This window comes from Pantoea sp. Taur, assembly GCF_009830025.1.
Taxonomy (GTDB): Bacteria; Pseudomonadota; Gammaproteobacteria; order Enterobacterales; family Enterobacteriaceae; genus Pantoea; species Pantoea communis.
The window spans coordinates 85,536-103,818 of the sequence record NZ_SZZZ01000011.1; the positions used below are offsets into that span (position 1 = coordinate 85,536).

Sequence of the window (18,283 nt, forward strand, 5' to 3'; positions counted from 1 at the left end):
AAAAACAATGAAAAAAAATCTGTTGAGTGCCGGTATTCGTCATGCCCTTATTCTGGGTGGGGCACTGGCGTTCTCTCAGCCGCTGCTGGCGGCGGAGAGCACCAATCCTGCGTTACAAGCGTTGTTTGATCAGGCGGCTTACTGGCATCAGAAAGCGCATGACGATTTGGCCAAATCTTCGCTGCAAAAAGTGTTGATGGTGGAACCCAACAACACTCAGGCGCTCTATTTGCTGGCGCTCTATTCCCAGCAGAGCGGCAGCAGCGCGGAAGCGGCGCAGTGGCGCGCGCGACTGAGTGCCGCATCGCCAAACGATCCGCACCTCACCGAGCTGGATAATGCGCGTCAGCTGCAAACCATCCCACAGGCGCAGCTGTCGTTAGCGCGCCAGCAGGCCCGCAGCGGCAATATTGCAGCTTCGCTGCAAACCTGGCGCAATACCTTTAATGGTAATGAGCCACCACCGAGCGTGGCGGCGGAATATTACCTGACCATGGCCGGAGACCGTGCCCTGCTGCCGCAGGCGGTCGAAGCGCTGCGTCAATTCGCGGCCGATCATCCACAGGATACCGGCGCGAAACTGGCGCTGGGCAAGGCACTGACCTATCAGGAATCGACCCGTCGTCAGGGTATTGATCTGCTGGGCACGCTGGCGGATGGCAATAAAGACGCTGACCGTTCACTGCGCCAGGCGCTGCTGTGGCTCGGGCCGCAGGCGTCTGATGCTTCCCTGTACCAGACCTGGCAGCAGCGCCATCCGCAGGATAATGCGGTGATGGATTACTACCGTAAAAATGTCGGCGGTGCTGAGAAGGGGGCTGGCTTCACCGCACTGAACAGTGGTGACGTCAGCAACGCGCAGAACAACTTTGAGAAAGTGCTGCAGGCGAACCCGCAGGATGCCGATGCACTGGCAGGGATGGGCTATGTGGCCCAGCGTGCCGGGCGCTATGCCGAAGCGGCTGATTATCTGACGCGCGCCGCGCAGATGGGCGGCGATCAGAGCGAGACGCGCCAGAAGCAGGCAGCCGATGCGCGCTTCTATGCTCAACTGGCGACCGCGCAGCAGGCGCTGAAAAACGGTGACAGCGCGCAGGCATTAGCCTTGAGTGAACCCCTGGCGCAGGCCGATGGCGAGAAAGGCGTTTCAGCTAAGCTGTTCCGCGCGGACGTGCAGCGTCGCAGTAACCAACTCGACCAGGCAGAACAAACTTATCGCTCTATCCTGCAAGCCGATCCGAACAACCGTAACGCCAAAGAAGGCCTGTTCTACGTGCTGCGTCAGCAGAACCGCAGTGCCGAAGCCAACACGCTGCTGGCTTCTCTGCCGGATAGCGTGCGCCAGAGCGTGGCCCCGCGCGGCAGCAGCACCGATCCGATTCGTGCGCAGGCTAAGCGTGAGCTGGCGGCGGGCAACAACAGCGCCGCGATAGCCACCTTGAACAGCGGTATTCAGCGCTTCCCGAATGATGGCTGGTTACGCCTCGACCTGGCGCGTATTTATCGCGCACAGGGCGATAATATGATGGCCGCCAATATCATGCAGCCGTCAATGCGCAGCGGCGCCAGCACGGCAGAGCTGTATGCTGGCGCATTGAACGCCAGCGAGAGCGGTGCCTGGCAGCAGGCGAGTTTACTGCTGTCTCGCATACCGAACGGCAGCAAGAGCAGCGATATGCGCGAGCTGGCGCAGCGTGTGAACTTCAACCTGCAGATGACCACCGCCGATCAGTATCTGGCGCAGGGCTCGAATGCTGCAGCGGCGAATACCCTGCGTGCGCTGGCCTCGTCACCTCCGGCCAACCCGGTGGATGCCGGTAACCTGGCACAGAAGCTGGCGAAAGCGGGCGATCTCACCACCGCTGTCTCTGTGGTGCGCAGCAATATGCAGCGCGGCATTCAGGGGAATGCCGGTGATTACGCTGCACAGGTCGCGGTGCTCAACCAGGCGGGTCTGAATACCGAAGCGCAGAGCTTCCTCAGCAGCCCGGAGTTGCAGGCGCGCAGTACACCAACGCAGCTGGCGGGTATTCGCAACGGTTACGTGATCAACGAAGTGGATCGTTTGCGTGAACAGAAGCAGTACGCCGCGGCTTACGACAAGCTGGTGGGCGCACTGCAGCACGATCCACAGAACCGCGATCTGATGTTCGCCATGGCGCGACTGTATCAGTCCGGCAAGATGAACAAAGAAGCGGGTGTGGTGTATGACTACCTGATGACCCAGGATACGCCAACGCAAGATGCGCGTACCGGTGCCATCAACGTGGCACTGGCGAATAATGACGTCAATAAAGCCAATACCCTGACACGCGGCCTGAATAATGAGCAGTCACCGGATCGCCAGCTGTTACTGGCGCGCGTGGCTGAAGCCAATGGCAATCACAGCCAGGCCATGAGCTATCTGCGCAGCGCGCGCGGGCAGTTGATTGGTCTGCAGGGTGCCACCAACGGTGATACACCAAGCGTGGGTGGTCTGGCATTGGCGGATAACCCGTTCATCAACCGGGGTACTTCGCCGGTGGGACGTTCTCCGTCTGCTTATGGCGCTGTGATGCCATGGCAATCGGCACCGGATGTCACCAGCAGCGCAACGGGGACCACGCTGGCCAGCAATACACCGGCAATCCAGCAGAGCCAGACGCTGCGCCAGATCGACAGTATGATGGACGATCTGCAAGAGAAAACCGGCACCTGGATTCAGGGTGGCATGCAGGTACGTGGTCGTGACGGCGAATCGGGTCTGAGCAAACTGACCGAAGCCAAAGCGCCACTGACTTTCTCCACCGTCCCGTTTGGCGAATCGCGCTTTGACTTTACTATGACACCTGTCTCGCTCACGGCGGGCAGTGCGGCGGGCGACGCGTGGCGTCGTTTCGGCACCAATGCCCTGGTGCAGGGTAATGTGGTGGCGTCTGGCGATGCCAAAATTGACGATGTCCCGTCTTCATCCACTGATTCGCAGAAAGCCACCGGTGTTGAGCTGAACCTGGCATTGAAAGGCGACAGCTACAAAATCGACCTCGGCAGTACGCCACTGGGACAGGATTTGAGTACCCTGGTGGGGGGCGTGCAGTGGTCACCGAAACTCACTGACTTCCTGACGCTGATCCTCACCGGTGAACGTCGTGCGATGACCGACAGCCTGCTCTCCTATGTGGGCGTGGAAGATAAAACCAGCGGTAAGCGCTGGGGTCGCGTGACCAAAAACGGCGGTAACGCGTTGCTGAGCTACGATAACGGCGATGCCGGTTTCTATGTCGGCGGCGGCGCTTACAGCTACATCGGTGAAAACGTGGCGAGTAACAACAGCGTGCAGGCGACTGCCGGTGCGTATGTGCGTCCGTTCCACTACGACGATCGCGAGCTGAAAGTGGGCATGAGCCTGTCGTGGATGGATTACTCGAAAAACCTGAGTTACTTCAGCTACGGTCAGGGCGGCTATTTCAGCCCGCAGAACTATGCATCGGTCTCGTTCCCGATTGAGTTCTCCCGCAAGTTCGACGATCTGAAAGTGAACGTTGGCGGTTCGGTGGGTTATCAATCCTACAGCCAGGATAAGAGCGCTTACTTCCCGAACGATCCGACTTACCAGGCACAAATGCAGAGTCTGGCCGATCAGGGTTACGTGAAAAGCGCTTACTACAGCGGCGAGAGCAAGAACGGTATTGGCTACAACTTGCACGCCGGTGCGGATTACAAGATCAACAAAGATGTCACTGTGGGTGGGCAATTAGGCTACGACACCTTTGGCGATTACAACGAGAGCACAGCGAATCTGTACTTCCGTTATCTGTTCGGAGACAACTAAATGAGTGAGCAGGCAACCGCGCGCGTCAGCCATCCGCATCAGCCGGGTTGGTTTGATCTGGTCAGCGTGATGATTGAAGGGATGCTGGACAACGCGGGCGAGGAAGCCGAAGGCTTCCTCAACAATGTGGGCGCATCGCTGGCAGCGCGCTATCCTTTAGCGGAAGCGCGCACCGTGCAGGATCTGGAACGCGAGATGAATCTGCAACTGGCGCGCTTTAGTTGGGGTTTCACCCAGCTTCAGCCGCTGGAAAATGCCATTCTGATTCAGCATCATGCGCTGCCGCAGGGCGACAGCAAGGTGGGTGCAGAGCGCTGGCAGCTGGCGATGAGCGCCGTGCTGGCCGGTGTTTATTCACAGTGGCTGCAGGCACAGGGCGGCAGCGCTGCGGTGCCGGTTACCTTCGAAAAGAATGACGGCAACACGCTGCATTACCGATATCAATAGGATTGTTTGATGAGAGTCATGCGCTTCTGGCGTCAATGGATGCTGTGTTTCATGGTGATGTTTTTCAGCGCCCAGGCTGCTGCAGATGGCTGGAGCACCTTCAAAGGCCGCTTTATGAGCGGCGATGGACGTATCAGTGACACGGCCAACAATAATGTCAGTCATACCGAAGGTCAGGGTTATGGCATGCTGCTGGCCGTCGCGAACGACGACCGCACCACGTTTGATCTGCTGTGGAAGTGGACGCGCACTCATCTGCGTAATCCGCAAAACGATCTGTTCTACTGGCGTTACACGCCGGGTGCTTCAGACCCGATTGCCGACAAGAACAATGCCTCTGATGGCGATGTGCTGATTGCGTGGGCACTGCAGCGCGCAGGCCAAAAGTGGGGCGGTGATTATCAGTCAACTTCTGACCGTATTCAGCGCGCCATCGTCAAACAAAACGTGATCACGTTTGGCGGCCACACGGTGATGTTGCCTGGGGCACAGGGCTTCAATAAAAACAGCTATGTGGTGCTGAATCCCTCTTATTTCCTGTTTGCCGCCTGGCAGGAGTTTGCTGAGCGCAGCCATTTGCGCGTATGGAATAACCTGATCGATGACGGCATGGAACTGCTCGGTGATATGCACTTTGGCAAAACCGGCCTGCCGCTCGATTGGGTGGCGCTGAATGCCGATGGTTCAGTGGCACCGGCAGTGGGTTACTCCAATCGCTTTAGCTACGATGCGATTCGTATTCCTCTCAATATCTGGTGGTATGACCCGCAAAGCCTGCGTCTGGTGCCGTTCCAGCGCGTCTGGCAGGGTTATGGTCGCCAGACGACACCGGCCTGGTTTGATGTGCTCGCCAACACCCCTGCGCCATACAATATGGACGGCGGCTTGCTGGCGATTCGCGACCTGACCCTGAATCAAACCGGTTATCTCAGCGATCGTTTAGCGCCGGATCAGAACTACTTCTCCGCCAGCTTGCAGTTACTGACCTGGCTGGCGTATCAGGAAAAGCGTTAAATATTTCGCGATATATCGCGTTGTCAGCACATAGCGCGATTTTTGTAGCAGTGCAACGTACTACGTAATTGAAAGGGCCGCACTTCATCAACGAAGTGCGGCTTTTTTATTTGAAGTCCGCATACGGTTCAAGCGGTTGTGGTGGCATATCCATATCGCCATTCCAGCCGCCCATTGAATAACGCATGTAGATCAAGCCGTGGCTCGGGGTGTAATCCTTGGCTTGCTGAATATCCATCGCGAGACCGACTGACCAGTGCGGCGTGATGCGTCGCTCTACCACTGCTTGCAGGGTGTAACCGAAACCGTTGCCGGAGCTGCTGTCGGAGGTCGGGTTGGAAGCCAGCGTAAAGCCAGGATTGACCGGATAACGCTGCTGACCGTCGGTTTGCGATTGTGACCAGGAGACCGAGCCACCCAGATCAAACGACCAGTTCTCGGTGCGCTGGCGATAAGTGACCGGCACCGCCAGCGAGAAATACTGCTGCGGACTGTAATAGCCCCCCTGGCCGAAGGTGTAGTCGCTAAGGTCTTTTTGGTAATGCCACAGCATGCTGTTCAGTCCGACGGTGGCACGGCGATTATCTTCGTTGATCAACTTGTAGTAATAGCCTGCCATCAGGCGTTCACGGCTGTTGTCTGCGACATTTTCTCCGGTAATTTGGTGGGCGCTGATATCGGCCCATACGCCATTCGCACCGCCCTGATCGTAACTCAGCCCCACCGAACCACCGGTTGCCACTACGCCGCCCCAGGTTTTACCGCCGTTGGCCGACGGATCGCGTGCACCGGCATAGGCCAGCAGCGAGCTGGAGATCGGTCGGCGTGAAGCGGTGAACGTCACGCCAATATCTTCCACGTCGGTTTTCCAGCTCAGACCGCCCACCCAGTTAGTGACTTCAAAGCCGAGCGGTGTGGTGCCGATATCGCCAGACCAGCGATCGTTATGCCAGCCAACGCCTATCGCCGTGCCTTCATCACGCTGGGTAAAGTCGCGGCTACAGCCACCGGAGTTATCATCATTACAGCTACCAAAGCGTTCGCTGTGGCTGCTATTGCTGGTAGAGAAAGTGCCCGCCGATACCAGAACATGATCGACGCGTAAAAAGCTGCGCCCGTCGGCCAGCGGGGTCTCCGCCTGCATCATGGTGGTATGCGCGGTGAAATCGGAGATACCGCCGGTGCCTTTATCGCGCGAATAATCCTGTTCGAGCGTGAAGGTGGTGTCCTGCTGGCGATAGAGATCGGCGGCATCGCTGCGAATGCCGCGCTTCAGCCAGTCATCGCTGGCATCGTTACGCGTCGAACGGGTGTAGCTGTCATTATCCTGCGGTGCGCCGGCGCTGATACCGCTGGCCGTCATTGCCAGACGATAGTCCTGCTGCGCCGCATCCGGCTGTTGCTGCTGTGTTTCCAGCCGTGCGGCATCGCGATACACCAGCGCTTTGCTTTGCGACGGGGCTTCTTTGGCGGCGCGCATTTTTAAATCATTGAAAAGCTGCTGGGCACGCGCCGTGTCGCCGCTGTTTTGCCAGGCCAGCGCCACGCGGCGTCCGCTGTTGATATTTTGCTGCGCCACGCTGGCGGGTAAAGCCTGCAGCGCTGTGCGTGCTTCACCGGTGCGCTTCAGAGCGATGAGTGCTTCGATACGGCCCAGTGCTGCATCATTGTTGGTTGCATCCTGCTGCAGTACGTGTTGGTAACTCGCCAGCGCCGATTTCGCGTCGCCGCGTTCCAGAGCCCAATCCGCCAGGGTGATATCACGTCGCGTCGAGGCCGGCTGCTGTTGCAACAGCGCCAGCGCGGCAGATTCATTGCCGTTGGCGCGCAGCTCACTGGCACGAGCGTAGACTTTATCCTGCGTTAAGCGGTCCGCCAGCTCGTGCATATTGCTGTCCCAACGCGTTTCCGGCAGGCGATGCAGTGCCGCCAGTGCCGCATCATCCTGATCGCCGGACGAGAGCCACAGCGCCCAGGCATAGAGCGCGGCGGGTTCCTGCGCGTGCTGACGCACCATGGCATCCATCACCTGGGCGCCTTGTGCTTCTTCGCCACTGCTGCGTAGCGCACCGGCTAAACGATACGAGAGCCAGATATCGTTGGGGTTATCCTGCGCGGCCTGGCGATATTTCACCACCGCCTGATGCCACTGACCTTGCTGGGCCAGCGCATCGGCTTCAGCCCGCAGGCTGTCGCTGCGCAGTGAACGCAACGTCTCCGCCAGCGACCGCTGTTGCGCGGTGGGCAGGGCATTGATAAACGCCATCGCGCGAGCCGGTGACTGCTGCTGATACAGCGCTGCCAGTCGGCGCACGGCGGTGGTATTGCTGCGATCCAGGCGCAGCGCCTGTTGCCAGTACTGTTCTGCCTGCGCGTCGTTTTTGCGCGCCTGCGCGACATCGCCGAGGCCAATCAACGCCCAGCTGTCACGGTTATCAATGGCCTGCGCACTGCGATACTGGCGTTCCGCACCGGCCACATCGCCTTTTTTTAGCGCGTCGTCACCGTTGTTGATCGCCAGCCAGTAGCGGTTGGTTTGCAACAGTGATTGCCACTTGCCAATCTGGGTGCTGGCCTGTCCGGCCTGAATCGCTTTCTGCAGCCAGCCGATCGCCGCTGCGCGGTTATTGGCTCGCGCCTGCGCCTGACCCATCGCGCCCATCAGTTCGGCATCATTCGGGTTGGCTTTCAGCGCGACGCTGAGTGACGCGATGGCACCTGCGCCTCCACCAGCATCGACCAGCGCCAGCCCGCGCATGCGTTGACGATAAGCGGGATCGGCCAGCAGCTTCTGCTGTCGGGCCAGTTCTTCCTCGCCGCGCTGTTGCGCATCACCGGAAGTGAATACCTGCAGATACTGCTTCAGACTGGCAACCGTGCTGTCTGACACCGGCTGATTTTGAATCTGTTGCAGCCAGAGTTCGGAGGCGGCATCACGCCCGCCGTCACGATTGGCCAGACGACGCAGCTGCACCAGCGCCTCGCCTGGCTGATTGTTATCAAACGCCATGCGCGCCAGCTGCAGTTCAACCCCAATATTGCCGGGATAACGCGCTTCCAGCGCCTGCAACTGGCGATAAGCGGTGGGCTGCTGACCGGGTAAACGTGCCACCAGTCGCCAGTATTCCAGTTCAGTATTCACATCCGGGAACACGCCGTGGAACAAGGCATCCCAGGCCGTTTTCGCTTCTTCAACGCGACCTGCGGTGGCCAGCAAACGCGCCTGCTGCAGTTGCTGGCGCCCTTCAGCGCTCATCAGACGCAGGCCGGTTTCGGATTCACGCGTCGCCACGTCATTGGGCGCGACCTTCTTCAGTTCATCCAGCAGCGTCTGCGCTTTTGCCTGATCGCCCTGACGCAGTGCCATGCGAATTTGCGCTGCCAGCACCTGCGGATTATCAGGGTCGATTTTTTCCAGGCGATAAAGCGACTGCTGCACCAAATCATACTTGTTGGTGGATTCACCGGTGCGAATCTGCATGAGTAGCCATGCGACCGGTGACACCTGCGGACCCTCGGCAGCCATGCCGGAGCCCGCCAGGATAGTGGCAATCAGCAGACCGAGTGGCAGTTTATTCATCGTCTTCCAGCTCGGCCAGGCGGCGACGGCTCACCATGCGCATCAGGCGCCATGCCATCAGAGCAAACAAGATCACCACCACCACGGCACAAATCGCCAGCCACACCGGATGCGTTGCCAGCAGATTCCACAGCCGCTCCCACCACGGCAGATGACCGACGAAGTAGGTATCGCCGACGCGCACGCTGGTGACGCCCGACTCGCGCACAACGGTAGCAGAACCGAACACGGCGGCGCGCTTGCCGCTATCGAGCAGGGCATTATTCAGCAGATCCCAGCCGCGCGGGCTGTCGGCCAGCAGCGCAACCACGCTGCGCTGATCGTTAAACGGCGACTGGAAGCCGACGATGGCACCCATCGGGCCGCGTGAGCGGATACCGGTCTGGCTCTCTACCGCACGATCGCTGGCGGACACCGGTACGTTCTGCGCGGTAATCGGGCGTGATGGCATGTTGATCCAGCTACGCGCCGCATCCGCCAGCAGGTTGATCTTTTTGTCATCCTGCAGATCCTGCGGAATGCCGCCGATCATTAGCAGGTCTGCGTCTTTATCTTTTGCCTGGTTCCAGTCATCGCTCATCTGCACGCGCAACGCCGGATAGCCGGTCTGGGCACCGATGGCGCCCAGTGCGTTCAGCATGGTGCTGACTTCACCATTAGCAGGTTTTGGTTGCACTAACACCAGCGTCTGCGCCAGATCGGCATAGCGGCTGTAAGGGAAACCGGCGTTGGCGTATGCACCCAGTGAAGGCATTTCGATGTAGTGGCGATAGCCGGAGAAATCGATGCTGGAGTTGTCATCGATCACCACGTGATGACCGACGGCGGTGACGGTTTCGCAGCGACCGTCAGCGGTGCCACCGATAAAGGTGTTGGCGTAATCAAAGCTGAAGCGCAGTTGGTTGACCACGCCGAGACGCAACGCCGGGATGGTCAACTGGCGGTTGCTGTCCTGCAGGCCTTGCATCAGCGGAATGCGCATGATCTGCTGACCTGCCGTATCTTTCGGCGTCAACGGATAATCCTGCATGAACTGATTGTTCAGATGCACCGCCAGGCGCGAGCCATCTTGCTGGATCGGCGAGGTATAGCGGTAAATCAGATCCATGTCGATGCCGCGTGCGCGCACCAGGAACAGGTCCGGTGGCAGGTTCAGCGTCAGACTGATCGGGTTCGGCTGCAAGCCATCGGCCTGCAGCTGGTTCTGATACTGCGTCAGCTCGGCAAACGTGGTGCGGCGATCGGTGCGCACCCAGTTTGGCGCATCATAGGCCTGACGCGGTGCCAGCATTTTTACACTGTCGATGGTTGAGGTATCCCCGCGCAGCAGCAGTTCGCCTTGCGCAATACCTTCGACGGCGGTCAGCAAATCGTTGTCATCGCGGCCGAGAATCAGCAGCATTTTTTCGTAGGGATTGTCCGGCTGGCTCACCATTTCCACCGTGGGTTTCTCCACCGGTGGCAGATCTTTCAGGAAGTCCGGGCGATGGTCGTTGGTGGCAAACACCACCGCATGCTGTTCTTTTGGTAACTGGTTATACAGGACCGGGAAGGATTGACCACGCCACTGTGCTTTGCTGCCGAACCACGAAGCCAGAATCCCTGCGGCACGCTGCTGCAGCAGGTTAGGCTGAGTGCTGAACACCATCGGCAATTGCAGTGGGCGGCTGTCGCGGGCATCAAAGAACGGTTCCGGGAAGTGCGACAGGTCGTTCTTCAACGGCAGCTTTTGCAGCGTCAGGTCGAGTTTGCTCTCTTTACCGATATCCATCCAGATGGTGCTGTTGGCCGGGTTTTCACACACGTTGGCGTAATGGCCCACCAGTTCGAGGCGCACGCGGTTAAAGTCACCGATAAAGCGCGGATCGATCGGCAACTGAGTTTGATTTTCTTTGCCCAGCTGATCGGCGGTCACGGTGACCAGTCCCACCAGCTCATCGTTGAGATAGACCTTGAGCTGCGACAGCGTCGGAATCAGCGCCGGTGAAGGGCGATAGCTGAGCGTCAGCATGGCGCGTGTCACCACTTCATCACTGCGCACGCCGAACTCGATCTGGCTGGTAGGCTCGGTGCCGCGCAGCGTCATGCTGCCCGGCGGCGGCGCGACCTGATTAAACAGCAGTTGGCTGTCGCGCAGCGGGGCATTGGCATCCAGCGGCTGGCTGACGACCGGCAGCGGTATCTGTGCGCTGGCGCGCGGTGCTTCAGGGGCAGAAGGCTGCGGTGCGGCCTGTGCCAGCGTTGCAGTGCCCAGCAGCAGGGCAGTAAACCAGCTCAGTTTTCTCGTCATGGTCATATCATCAACTTATGAAAAATCGGTTTTGATTGCCGCAGGTGCGCGGCTAATGCCCTGCGGCAGCAGTGTTGCCAGCCAGCTCACCAGGGAAGTCAGTGCACGGAAAAGACGGCGAAGCGGGGCAGGGCCATACTCCGCCAGACGCAGGTAACCTTTGAAACCCAGAACCATAATATCGGCCAGACTCTGCACCGGTTTATCTTCCGGGAAGCCGTCCTGCCACAGCGCCCAGGTGTCGGCGCGGGCGAAGGTACACTGGATAAATTCAATATGCTGGCGGGTGGTGAGCTGATGCAGGCGAATCCCCGCGCGACGGCCAAATACACGCTGAACCTGGCACGGGAAGCTGAACTCCTGCTGGCCACGGCGCAGCAGCAGCCACACCGGCTCATCCTCTTTCAGTGCATCCGCCTCACGCAGTTCGACACCGACACCACCATCTGAATAGTCGCGCAGGGTGCACGGCACCATATGGCCATCTTCACGTGCAATGGCGGCGGGCATGGCGATCTCCACGCGATGTGCTTCACGAATCTGGCGCGCTTCCACCGAAACGGCTACGGCACCGCCGAGAATAATCATGTTGTACACCACCCACACCAGGCTGACCCAGATGGTGAGTAACTCGTTGGCCGGGCCATACGCCATGCGCCAGAACGCCATGCCGATGCCCGCGATATTCAGCAGCACCAGCATCATGTAGGGCTTGGTGATCACCCAATCGAGGTGGCGCTCTTCGACCAGGCCACCTTTTGCGGTGACGTTGAACTTGCCTTTGTGCGGGTTGAACAGCGCGACGGTGGTGGGACGCGCGATGTACCACGCCAGCACGGTTTCATACACTTCACTCCAGAACGAGTGACGCCAGCGTCCCTGAATACGGGAGTTGGTCAGGCTGGTGTGCACCATGTGTGGCAGTACATAGATAGCAATCGCCAGCGCCGGCGCGTAGATGATGTAGGCGTGGCACAGCAGAAACGCCAGCGGTGCCAGCAGGAAGATCAGACGTGGAATCCCGGCGAGGAAGTGCAACATGGCGTTGGCGTAGCACAGCCGCTGTACCAGCTTTAGGCCCTTGCCCATCAGCGGATTGTCGAGGCGGAAAATCTGCACCATGCCGCGCGCCCAGCGAATACGCTGGCCGATGTGTGCGGACAAACTCTCGGTGGCGAGGCCCGCCGCCTGTGGAATACGGATATAGGCGGAAGTGTAACCCTGACGATGCAGACGCAGCGAGGTGTGCGCATCTTCGGTTACGGTTTCCACCGCTATGCCGCCAATCTCATCCAGCGCGGCGCGGCGCAATACGGCGCAAGAGCCGCAGAAGAACGCCGCATCCCAGGTATCGTTACCGTCCTGCACCAGGCCGTAGAACAGCGAGCCTTCATTGGGTGTCTGGCGGAAGCGACCGAGGTTACGCTCGAACGGATCGGGCGAGAAGAAGTGGTGCGGCGTTTGCAGCATCGCAAGGCGGTGATCCTTCAGGAACCAGCCCATGGTCATCTGCAGGAAAGAGCGCGTCGGTACGTGGTCACAGTCAAAAATCGCCACGTAATCGCTGCGGCAGGCCACTTTCAATGCGTGATTGATGTTGCCGGCTTTCGCATGTTCATGGGTAGGGCGCACCACGTAATTGATGCCCACGCTGGCGGCAAATTCGCGAAACTCCTCGCGGCTGCCGTCATCCAGAAGGTAGATGTTGAGCTTGTCCTGCGGCCAGTCGATGCCCATCGCGGCATAAATGGTTGGTTTCACCACGCTCAGCGGTTCGTTGTAGGTGGGCACCAGGATATCGACGCTGGGCCAGGAAGTGATCTCGGGTGGCATGGAGACCGGCTGGCGATTGAGTGGCCACAGCGTCTGGAAATAGCCCAGTACCAGCACCGTCCATGAGTAGGTTTCAGCGCCAATCAGCAGCAGACCGAATGTCAGACTCAGCGGATCGTCCCAGTTCAGGGTTTCAGTGTAGCGCCACCACAAATAACGACAGGAAATGGTGAGTGACAGCACAATCAGCATGATAGTAGAAAGGCGGCCCGGCACGCGGCGCACCATCATCGCCAGGCCCCACAGCAGCAGTACAAAGACAAATTGCGTGGTGATGCCAAATGGCTGTGAAATACACAACAGCGCCAGCAGGCTGGCGACAATCGCCGCGATAATAAACAGCAGTTGGCGTACACGCGGTGGCAGTTTCTGCAACTGCTGTTCGGTACGCAGATGAATGCCCGTTTTCGCCATGTGCGCGGGAAGCGCTCCCAGCCATTGATAAAACTGCTGGCGCCAGCGGAACAGGGGGCCAAACGCGTTAAACCGTTTGCGCTCGCTGCGTGCGCTGTTGTCGAGCGGTAACACCAGCATCAGCCACAGGCTCTGCATGGCGTAACGCACAACGTCTAACGGGCGTGGACGTAGCGGTGAGATTTGCGGATAGTAGCGCTGACGCTGTTGCAGCAAGCGCTGCCAGCCGGGCATTTCCAGCCGTAGCAGCGACCAGGCGAGCACGCACCATAGCAGATGCAACATCACGGTTAAGCGGCCCGCGCCGTGCTGGCGCGCCACGCGGGCACGGCTTTGCAGCGCCTGCCAGGCCTGAGGTACCAGCAGCCAGCGCAACGGATTCACGCCGCACCGCCCGCAACGTTCAGCAATAGCCAGTTCGCCAGCGTATTGATTTCTTCGCTCGCCAGCGCATGAGGACGATATTCACCCACCGGTTGTTTCATCATTAAGGCTTCTGCCAGTGCTTCATCGCGGTGAATCACCTGCGGAATCAGATTCTTCAGCGTGCGCAGCCACAGCTGATGCAGATCCTGTTGCAGCTGACTGTTGGCATTGAATTGATTGATCAGAAACAGCGTGTGCGGCAAAAAACGCGGATGGTGCAACCGCAACTGGCAGTTAGCATCCAGCGATAGCACCTGCAGCAGGCGATCGGCGTGGAGGGCGAAGGATCGTTGCCACGGCAGCAGATCCGCTGGAAGGTCGAGGATCACCCAGCGATAGTGTGATTTCAGGGCCGGCAACGCCTTCAGCAACGGCGTGGCGAACGAGGTGTCGGCGTTTTGCAGACTTAAGCACTGCTGAGAGGTTAATGCGCCAAACGGCAGGAAATCGAGACCGGTCTGATAGCGCTGCGCGCACTGCTGCCACGGCTGCTGTTCCAGCAGCGCAGCAACCCAGCCCTGAGTGTGATTGAGCGGCAAGTTAAAATGGGCAGCCAGTTGATTCGCATCAGAAAAGTCGATGACCAGCACCGACTCCTGTAAAGCATTGAGCGCCCAGCCAAGTGCCGCACTGAGTGATGTTGCGCCACAACCGCCGCGCAAACCTTGTAAGGCAATGACCGGCATTAGCGTTCAGGCTCCTGGTCGGCGGATAATTCACGCAGCAGCGGCCAGCGCGTCAGCAGACTATTCAGTCGCTCTTCGCGGGCAATATCAATGTAACGAAATGCCTTAAGGGAAAAGGCTTCGCTCAGGGTATTAATGTCATCCTGATCTTCAGTGGTAGACGCGATCAGCGAAAAGGCATTCTCTGTTTTCATTACTTTTTGCCACCAAAAAACAGCAATGGATGAATTGTGGTTCTATTTTTTGTAAAGTTTAAACCCGGAAAAATGCGCAGACTATGTAAAAATCGATATCATTTGAGATAGCGCAGGTTTTAATTATTTCAGCAGTTCCAATCGTTGCCGTCTATATTAAACTAGCCTGGATTGTTCTGATCGCGAAACAAATATGAAAAATCGCTATGCGCTTGGCCTACAACAGGTTCAGCAGGAATTAGTTACCCTGCAAAATCCGGGGTTTTATTGGATTACCAGTCAGCGTCAGGAAGACGCGCGGGTACTGCTGCGTCAGGTGGTGAGCCATCAACAGGCGGCAACCCTGGTCAGTTCAGATGAGAAGCCTCAGTCTTTACTTACGCCGGACCCACTGACGGGCCCAGCGCGCATTCCCTTATTTTCGCTGCCGGCCAATAAAACCGGCCTGCAGCATCTGGAGAATGATTTCGCGCGTGTACTGAATAGCCGCAGTGGTTTAGTGCTGTTTTACAGCAACGCTGCGCAGTGGAGTAAATTATCCGAGGATGAACTCACGCTTTGGGTGAAACGCATGCGGCGGTTGTTGATCAAAAAACAAATCACGCTGTTACTGATCACCTCGGGGGCGTCGATTATTCATCTGCGTAACCATCTACAGCGTTATTTTCGCCAACTTGATGGTGTCGCACATTTAGAATTTCAACAGGATAGCTGGCAATATCGAATTAACTGGTGGTACTCCGCAGACAAATTACTGGCTGACCGTGCGATTCGCCTGAGTTGTAATGATAATCAATTCATTACCATTAATGACGTTGAGCAAACCACCCCCCTTAGCCTTAATGATGAAAATCAATTTCTGGCACAAGAAGGGGTGCTGGAAGGCGCACCGCCGCTTTCCAGCCAGTGGCAGCTGTTTAGCGATAATGAAAGCGTATTTTCGCGTGCGCAACAGGCCAACGCCGCCACGGTCATTTTTAGTCTGGCCCATAACCAGGATATCAATGCCCTGGCAAAAATGGTCCACAGTTTGCGCCGCTCACGCGGTAACGCATTAAAGATTGTGGTACGCGAAATCAGTACCAGTCTTAGGTATAGCGATGAGCGATTATTGCTGGCATGTGGCGTCAATGCCATCGTGCCCGGCGCTCAAACGCTGTCACGCTTTCTCACCACGCTGGAAGGGATTCAGGGCCAGCAGTTTACGCGTCATGTTCCGGCCAACTTGCCCGCGCTGATGCAGGCATTACAGCCGCTGCAGCAAAAAGGGTATTTGCAGCTGGAGCCGTTCTGCTCGGCGGTACAGCAGCTGATGAGTAATACGCTGCTGCCGGAAAACGACAAGGGGCTGATGGTGGCATTGCGCCCGGTGCCGCAGCTGAAACCCGAGCAGATTCTGACGCTGTGTAAACCGCGTCGTTTTGGTGATTTGGTGACGCTGATTAACGATCGCATCTATCTGTTTCTGTCATCCTGCCGCTTCAACGATTTGGATATTGCGTTGAAATCGATTTTCTCGCTGCCGCACGATGAGTTGTTTAGTAACCGCGTGGTGTGGTTCGAGGACAACCAGATTTTGTCGGAAGTGCACAAGATTCGCCAGCTGACGCCGGTGGCGCAGCGTGAAGTGCCGATGGCACCGATTGAGGCCCCGCGTGCAAACAAGGTGTCCGCTTCTGACCTGCGTGGGGCGCAAACCCCGCAACCTATTGTTCTCAATCTTGATGGAGATCGCCGCTGATGACACTGATGGATTGGGTGCAGGTGGCGATCCTGCTGTTATTAATTTTACTGTTCCTGAAATCGTTGTTTGTGCGCTGGTTACCGCGCAGTAGCACCAGCCTGCTGATGCGTCTGCTGCCACCGCGTGCGCTGAAGTCGGAAGGGCAGTGGCAACGCAAATCTGCTAAAACGGATACCAAACCGTAATGAGTGATAACAAACCTTCGACGCTGCACGCTTCGTGGTGGCGCGGTCTCGGCGGCTGGAATTTCTACTTCCTGATCAAATTTGGTCTGTTGTGGTACGGCTACCTTAATTTTCATGCGCTGAGCAATCTGGTGTTCCTGGCGTGGCTGCTGTTCCCGCTGCCGTCACGTCGTTTGCATCGTGTGCGTCACTGGGTATCCTTGCCGATTGGCTTTGCGCTGTTCTGGCATGACACCTGGCTGCCGGGGCTGGATTCGATCATGAGCCAGGGTAGCCAGGTCGCGGGCTTCTCCTCAGCTTATCTGCTCGATCTGCTGGAGCGCTTTATCAACTGGCAAATGATTGGCGCAGGCTTTGTGCTGCTGGTGATCTATATGTTCGTGGCGCAGTGGATCCGCATCACGGTGCTGGTTTCACTGATGCTGATCTGGCTTAACGTGCTGACCATTGCCGGACCGGCGATGAATCTGCTGCCAACCAAAGCGGCGACACCGGAAGTGGCATTGAATAACCCTCCAGCCGCGACCAAAGCACCGGAGGGACTGGACCAATCTGCACCACCGACCAGTGCCAATCTGACCTCTTGGCTCAATCGTTTCTACGACAGTGAGCGCCAGCGCGCCACCCATTTCCCGGATGCGCTGCCCGCGGATTCTCAGCCGTTTGATATTCTAGTGATTAACATCTGTTCGCTGTCATGGTCGGACATGGATGTAGCACAATTGCGTGACCATCCGCTATGGAAGCATTTTGATATCCTGCTGGACAACTACAACTCTGCCACCGGCTACAGCGGTCCGGCAGGGATTCGTTTGCTGCGTGCCAGCTGTGGCCAGACTTCACACTCTAATCTGTATAAGGCCACCGACCAGCGCTGCTATCTGTTTGATAACCTGGCGAAACTGGGCTTTAAGCAGGAACTGATGATGGATCATACCGGCGTGTTTGGTAACTATCTCAAAGAGCTGCGTGAAGAGGGCAATTTGCAGGCACCGCTGATGTCACAAGCGGGAATTGCGCCAGAATTGACCTCCTTTGATGGTTCGCCAGTGTTCAATGACGGGCAATTGATGCAGCGCTGGCTCGACGATCGGACTAAAAGCAGCGATGCGCGCAGTGCCACCTTCTATAACCTGATTCCGTTGCATGACGGCACGCGCGAACTCGGCAGCACGCGCACCGCTGACTGGCAGCCGCGCGCTAAAATGCTGTTTGATCAGCTGGATACATTCCTGACCAATCTGGAGAAATCAGGACGCCGCGTGATGGTGCTGGTGGTACCGGAGCACGGTGCTGCGCTGCAGGGCGATAAAATGCAGATGTCCGGTCTGCGTGATATTCCCAGCCCGAGCATTACGCATGTGCCGGTGGGCATTAAGTTTGTCGGGATGAAAGCGCCACACCAGGGACAGCCGTTGAGCATTGATACACCAACCAGTCTGCTGGCGATTTCCGAGATCATTTCCCGTGTGGTGGATGGTCAGGTGTTTAACGCGCCGAACGTCAATATGTCGGTGTTAGCGGATAATTTGCCGCAATCACCGGTGGTGTCCGAGAATGATAATGCGGTGGTGATGATGTATCAGGGTAAACCCTGGATTCGTCTGAACGGCGGCGATTGGGTGCCTTATCCGCAATAGCAGGGGGCGCGGCGCTAAT

General features: G+C 57.8%; 11 protein-coding genes. 6 read left to right on the top strand and 5 right to left on the bottom strand.

What is annotated here, in order from left to right:
* Positions 1 to 7: 7 nt before the first annotated feature.
* From FD744_RS15780 to FD744_RS15790, 3 genes are read left to right on the top strand one after another with little or no spacing between them, the layout of a single operon-like run.
* Positions 8 to 3,811: a cellulose biosynthesis protein BcsC gene (locus tag FD744_RS15780; protein ID WP_160868681.1), complete on the top strand. Its 3,804-nt coding sequence runs from the start codon at positions 8 to 10 to the stop codon at positions 3,809 to 3,811.
* Entirely contained in the window at positions 3,812 to 4,258 is a 447-nt protein-coding gene (gene bcsD, locus FD744_RS15785) for a cellulose biosynthesis protein BcsD (protein WP_034827794.1), read from the top strand. It begins immediately after the preceding gene.
* 9 nt (positions 4,259 to 4,267) lie between these two features.
* Positions 4,268 to 5,272 (top strand): glycosyl hydrolase family 8, encoded by a 1,005-nt coding sequence (locus FD744_RS15790; protein ID WP_160868682.1) that lies wholly within the window; start codon positions 4,268 to 4,270, stop codon positions 5,270 to 5,272.
* A gap of 106 nt (positions 5,273 to 5,378) precedes the next feature.
* Here FD744_RS15790 and bcsC read toward each other — a convergent pair whose 3' ends face one another.
* Genes bcsC through bcsR form a run of 5 tightly spaced genes read right to left on the bottom strand, consistent with a single transcriptional unit; the run spans position 5,379 to position 14,695 of the window.
* Positions 5,379 to 8,852 carry a cellulose synthase complex outer membrane protein BcsC gene (gene bcsC, locus FD744_RS15795; protein WP_160868683.1) on the bottom strand — a complete coding sequence of 1,158 codons (3,474 nt, stop codon included), beginning with the start codon at positions 8,850 to 8,852 and terminating at the stop codon, positions 5,379 to 5,381.
* Positions 8,845 to 11,148, bottom strand: a complete 2,304-nt coding sequence (gene bcsB, locus FD744_RS15800; RefSeq protein ID WP_160868684.1) for a cellulose biosynthesis cyclic di-GMP-binding regulatory protein BcsB — start codon at positions 11,146 to 11,148, stop codon at positions 8,845 to 8,847. Before bcsB ends, bcsC begins: the two co-directional genes overlap by 8 nt.
* Before the next feature lie 9 nt (positions 11,149 to 11,157).
* A complete protein-coding gene (gene bcsA, locus FD744_RS15805) occupies positions 11,158 to 13,773 on the bottom strand; it encodes a UDP-forming cellulose synthase catalytic subunit (RefSeq protein WP_160868685.1) in 2,616 nt (871 codons plus the stop codon).
* On the bottom strand, positions 13,770 to 14,501 hold the full coding sequence (gene bcsQ / locus FD744_RS15810; RefSeq protein WP_160868686.1) for a cellulose biosynthesis protein BcsQ: 732 nt from the start codon (positions 14,499 to 14,501) through the stop codon (positions 13,770 to 13,772). The genes bcsA and bcsQ overlap by 4 nt, the downstream gene beginning before the upstream one ends.
* Positions 14,501 to 14,695, bottom strand: coding sequence for a cellulose biosynthesis protein BcsR (bcsR, locus tag FD744_RS15815; RefSeq protein ID WP_034827811.1), 195 nt, complete (start codon positions 14,693 to 14,695; stop codon positions 14,501 to 14,503). Before bcsR ends, bcsQ begins: the two co-directional genes overlap by 1 nt.
* Before the next feature lie 193 nt (positions 14,696 to 14,888).
* Here bcsR and bcsE point away from each other — a divergent pair, with 193 nt between their 5' ends.
* Genes bcsE through bcsG form a run of 3 tightly spaced genes read left to right on the top strand, consistent with a single transcriptional unit; the run spans position 14,889 to position 18,264 of the window.
* Positions 14,889 to 16,436, top strand: coding sequence for a cellulose biosynthesis protein BcsE (gene bcsE / locus FD744_RS15820; RefSeq protein ID WP_160868687.1), 1,548 nt, complete (start codon positions 14,889 to 14,891; stop codon positions 16,434 to 16,436).
* Positions 16,436 to 16,624 (top strand): cellulose biosynthesis protein BcsF, encoded by a 189-nt coding sequence (gene bcsF / locus FD744_RS15825; protein WP_038643825.1) that lies wholly within the window; start codon positions 16,436 to 16,438, stop codon positions 16,622 to 16,624. Before bcsE ends, bcsF begins: the two co-directional genes overlap by 1 nt.
* Positions 16,624 to 18,264, top strand: a complete 1,641-nt coding sequence (gene bcsG / locus FD744_RS15830; RefSeq protein WP_160868688.1) for a cellulose biosynthesis protein BcsG — start codon at positions 16,624 to 16,626, stop codon at positions 18,262 to 18,264. The genes bcsF and bcsG overlap by 1 nt, the downstream gene beginning before the upstream one ends.
* Positions 18,265 to 18,283: the final 19 nt, after the last annotated feature.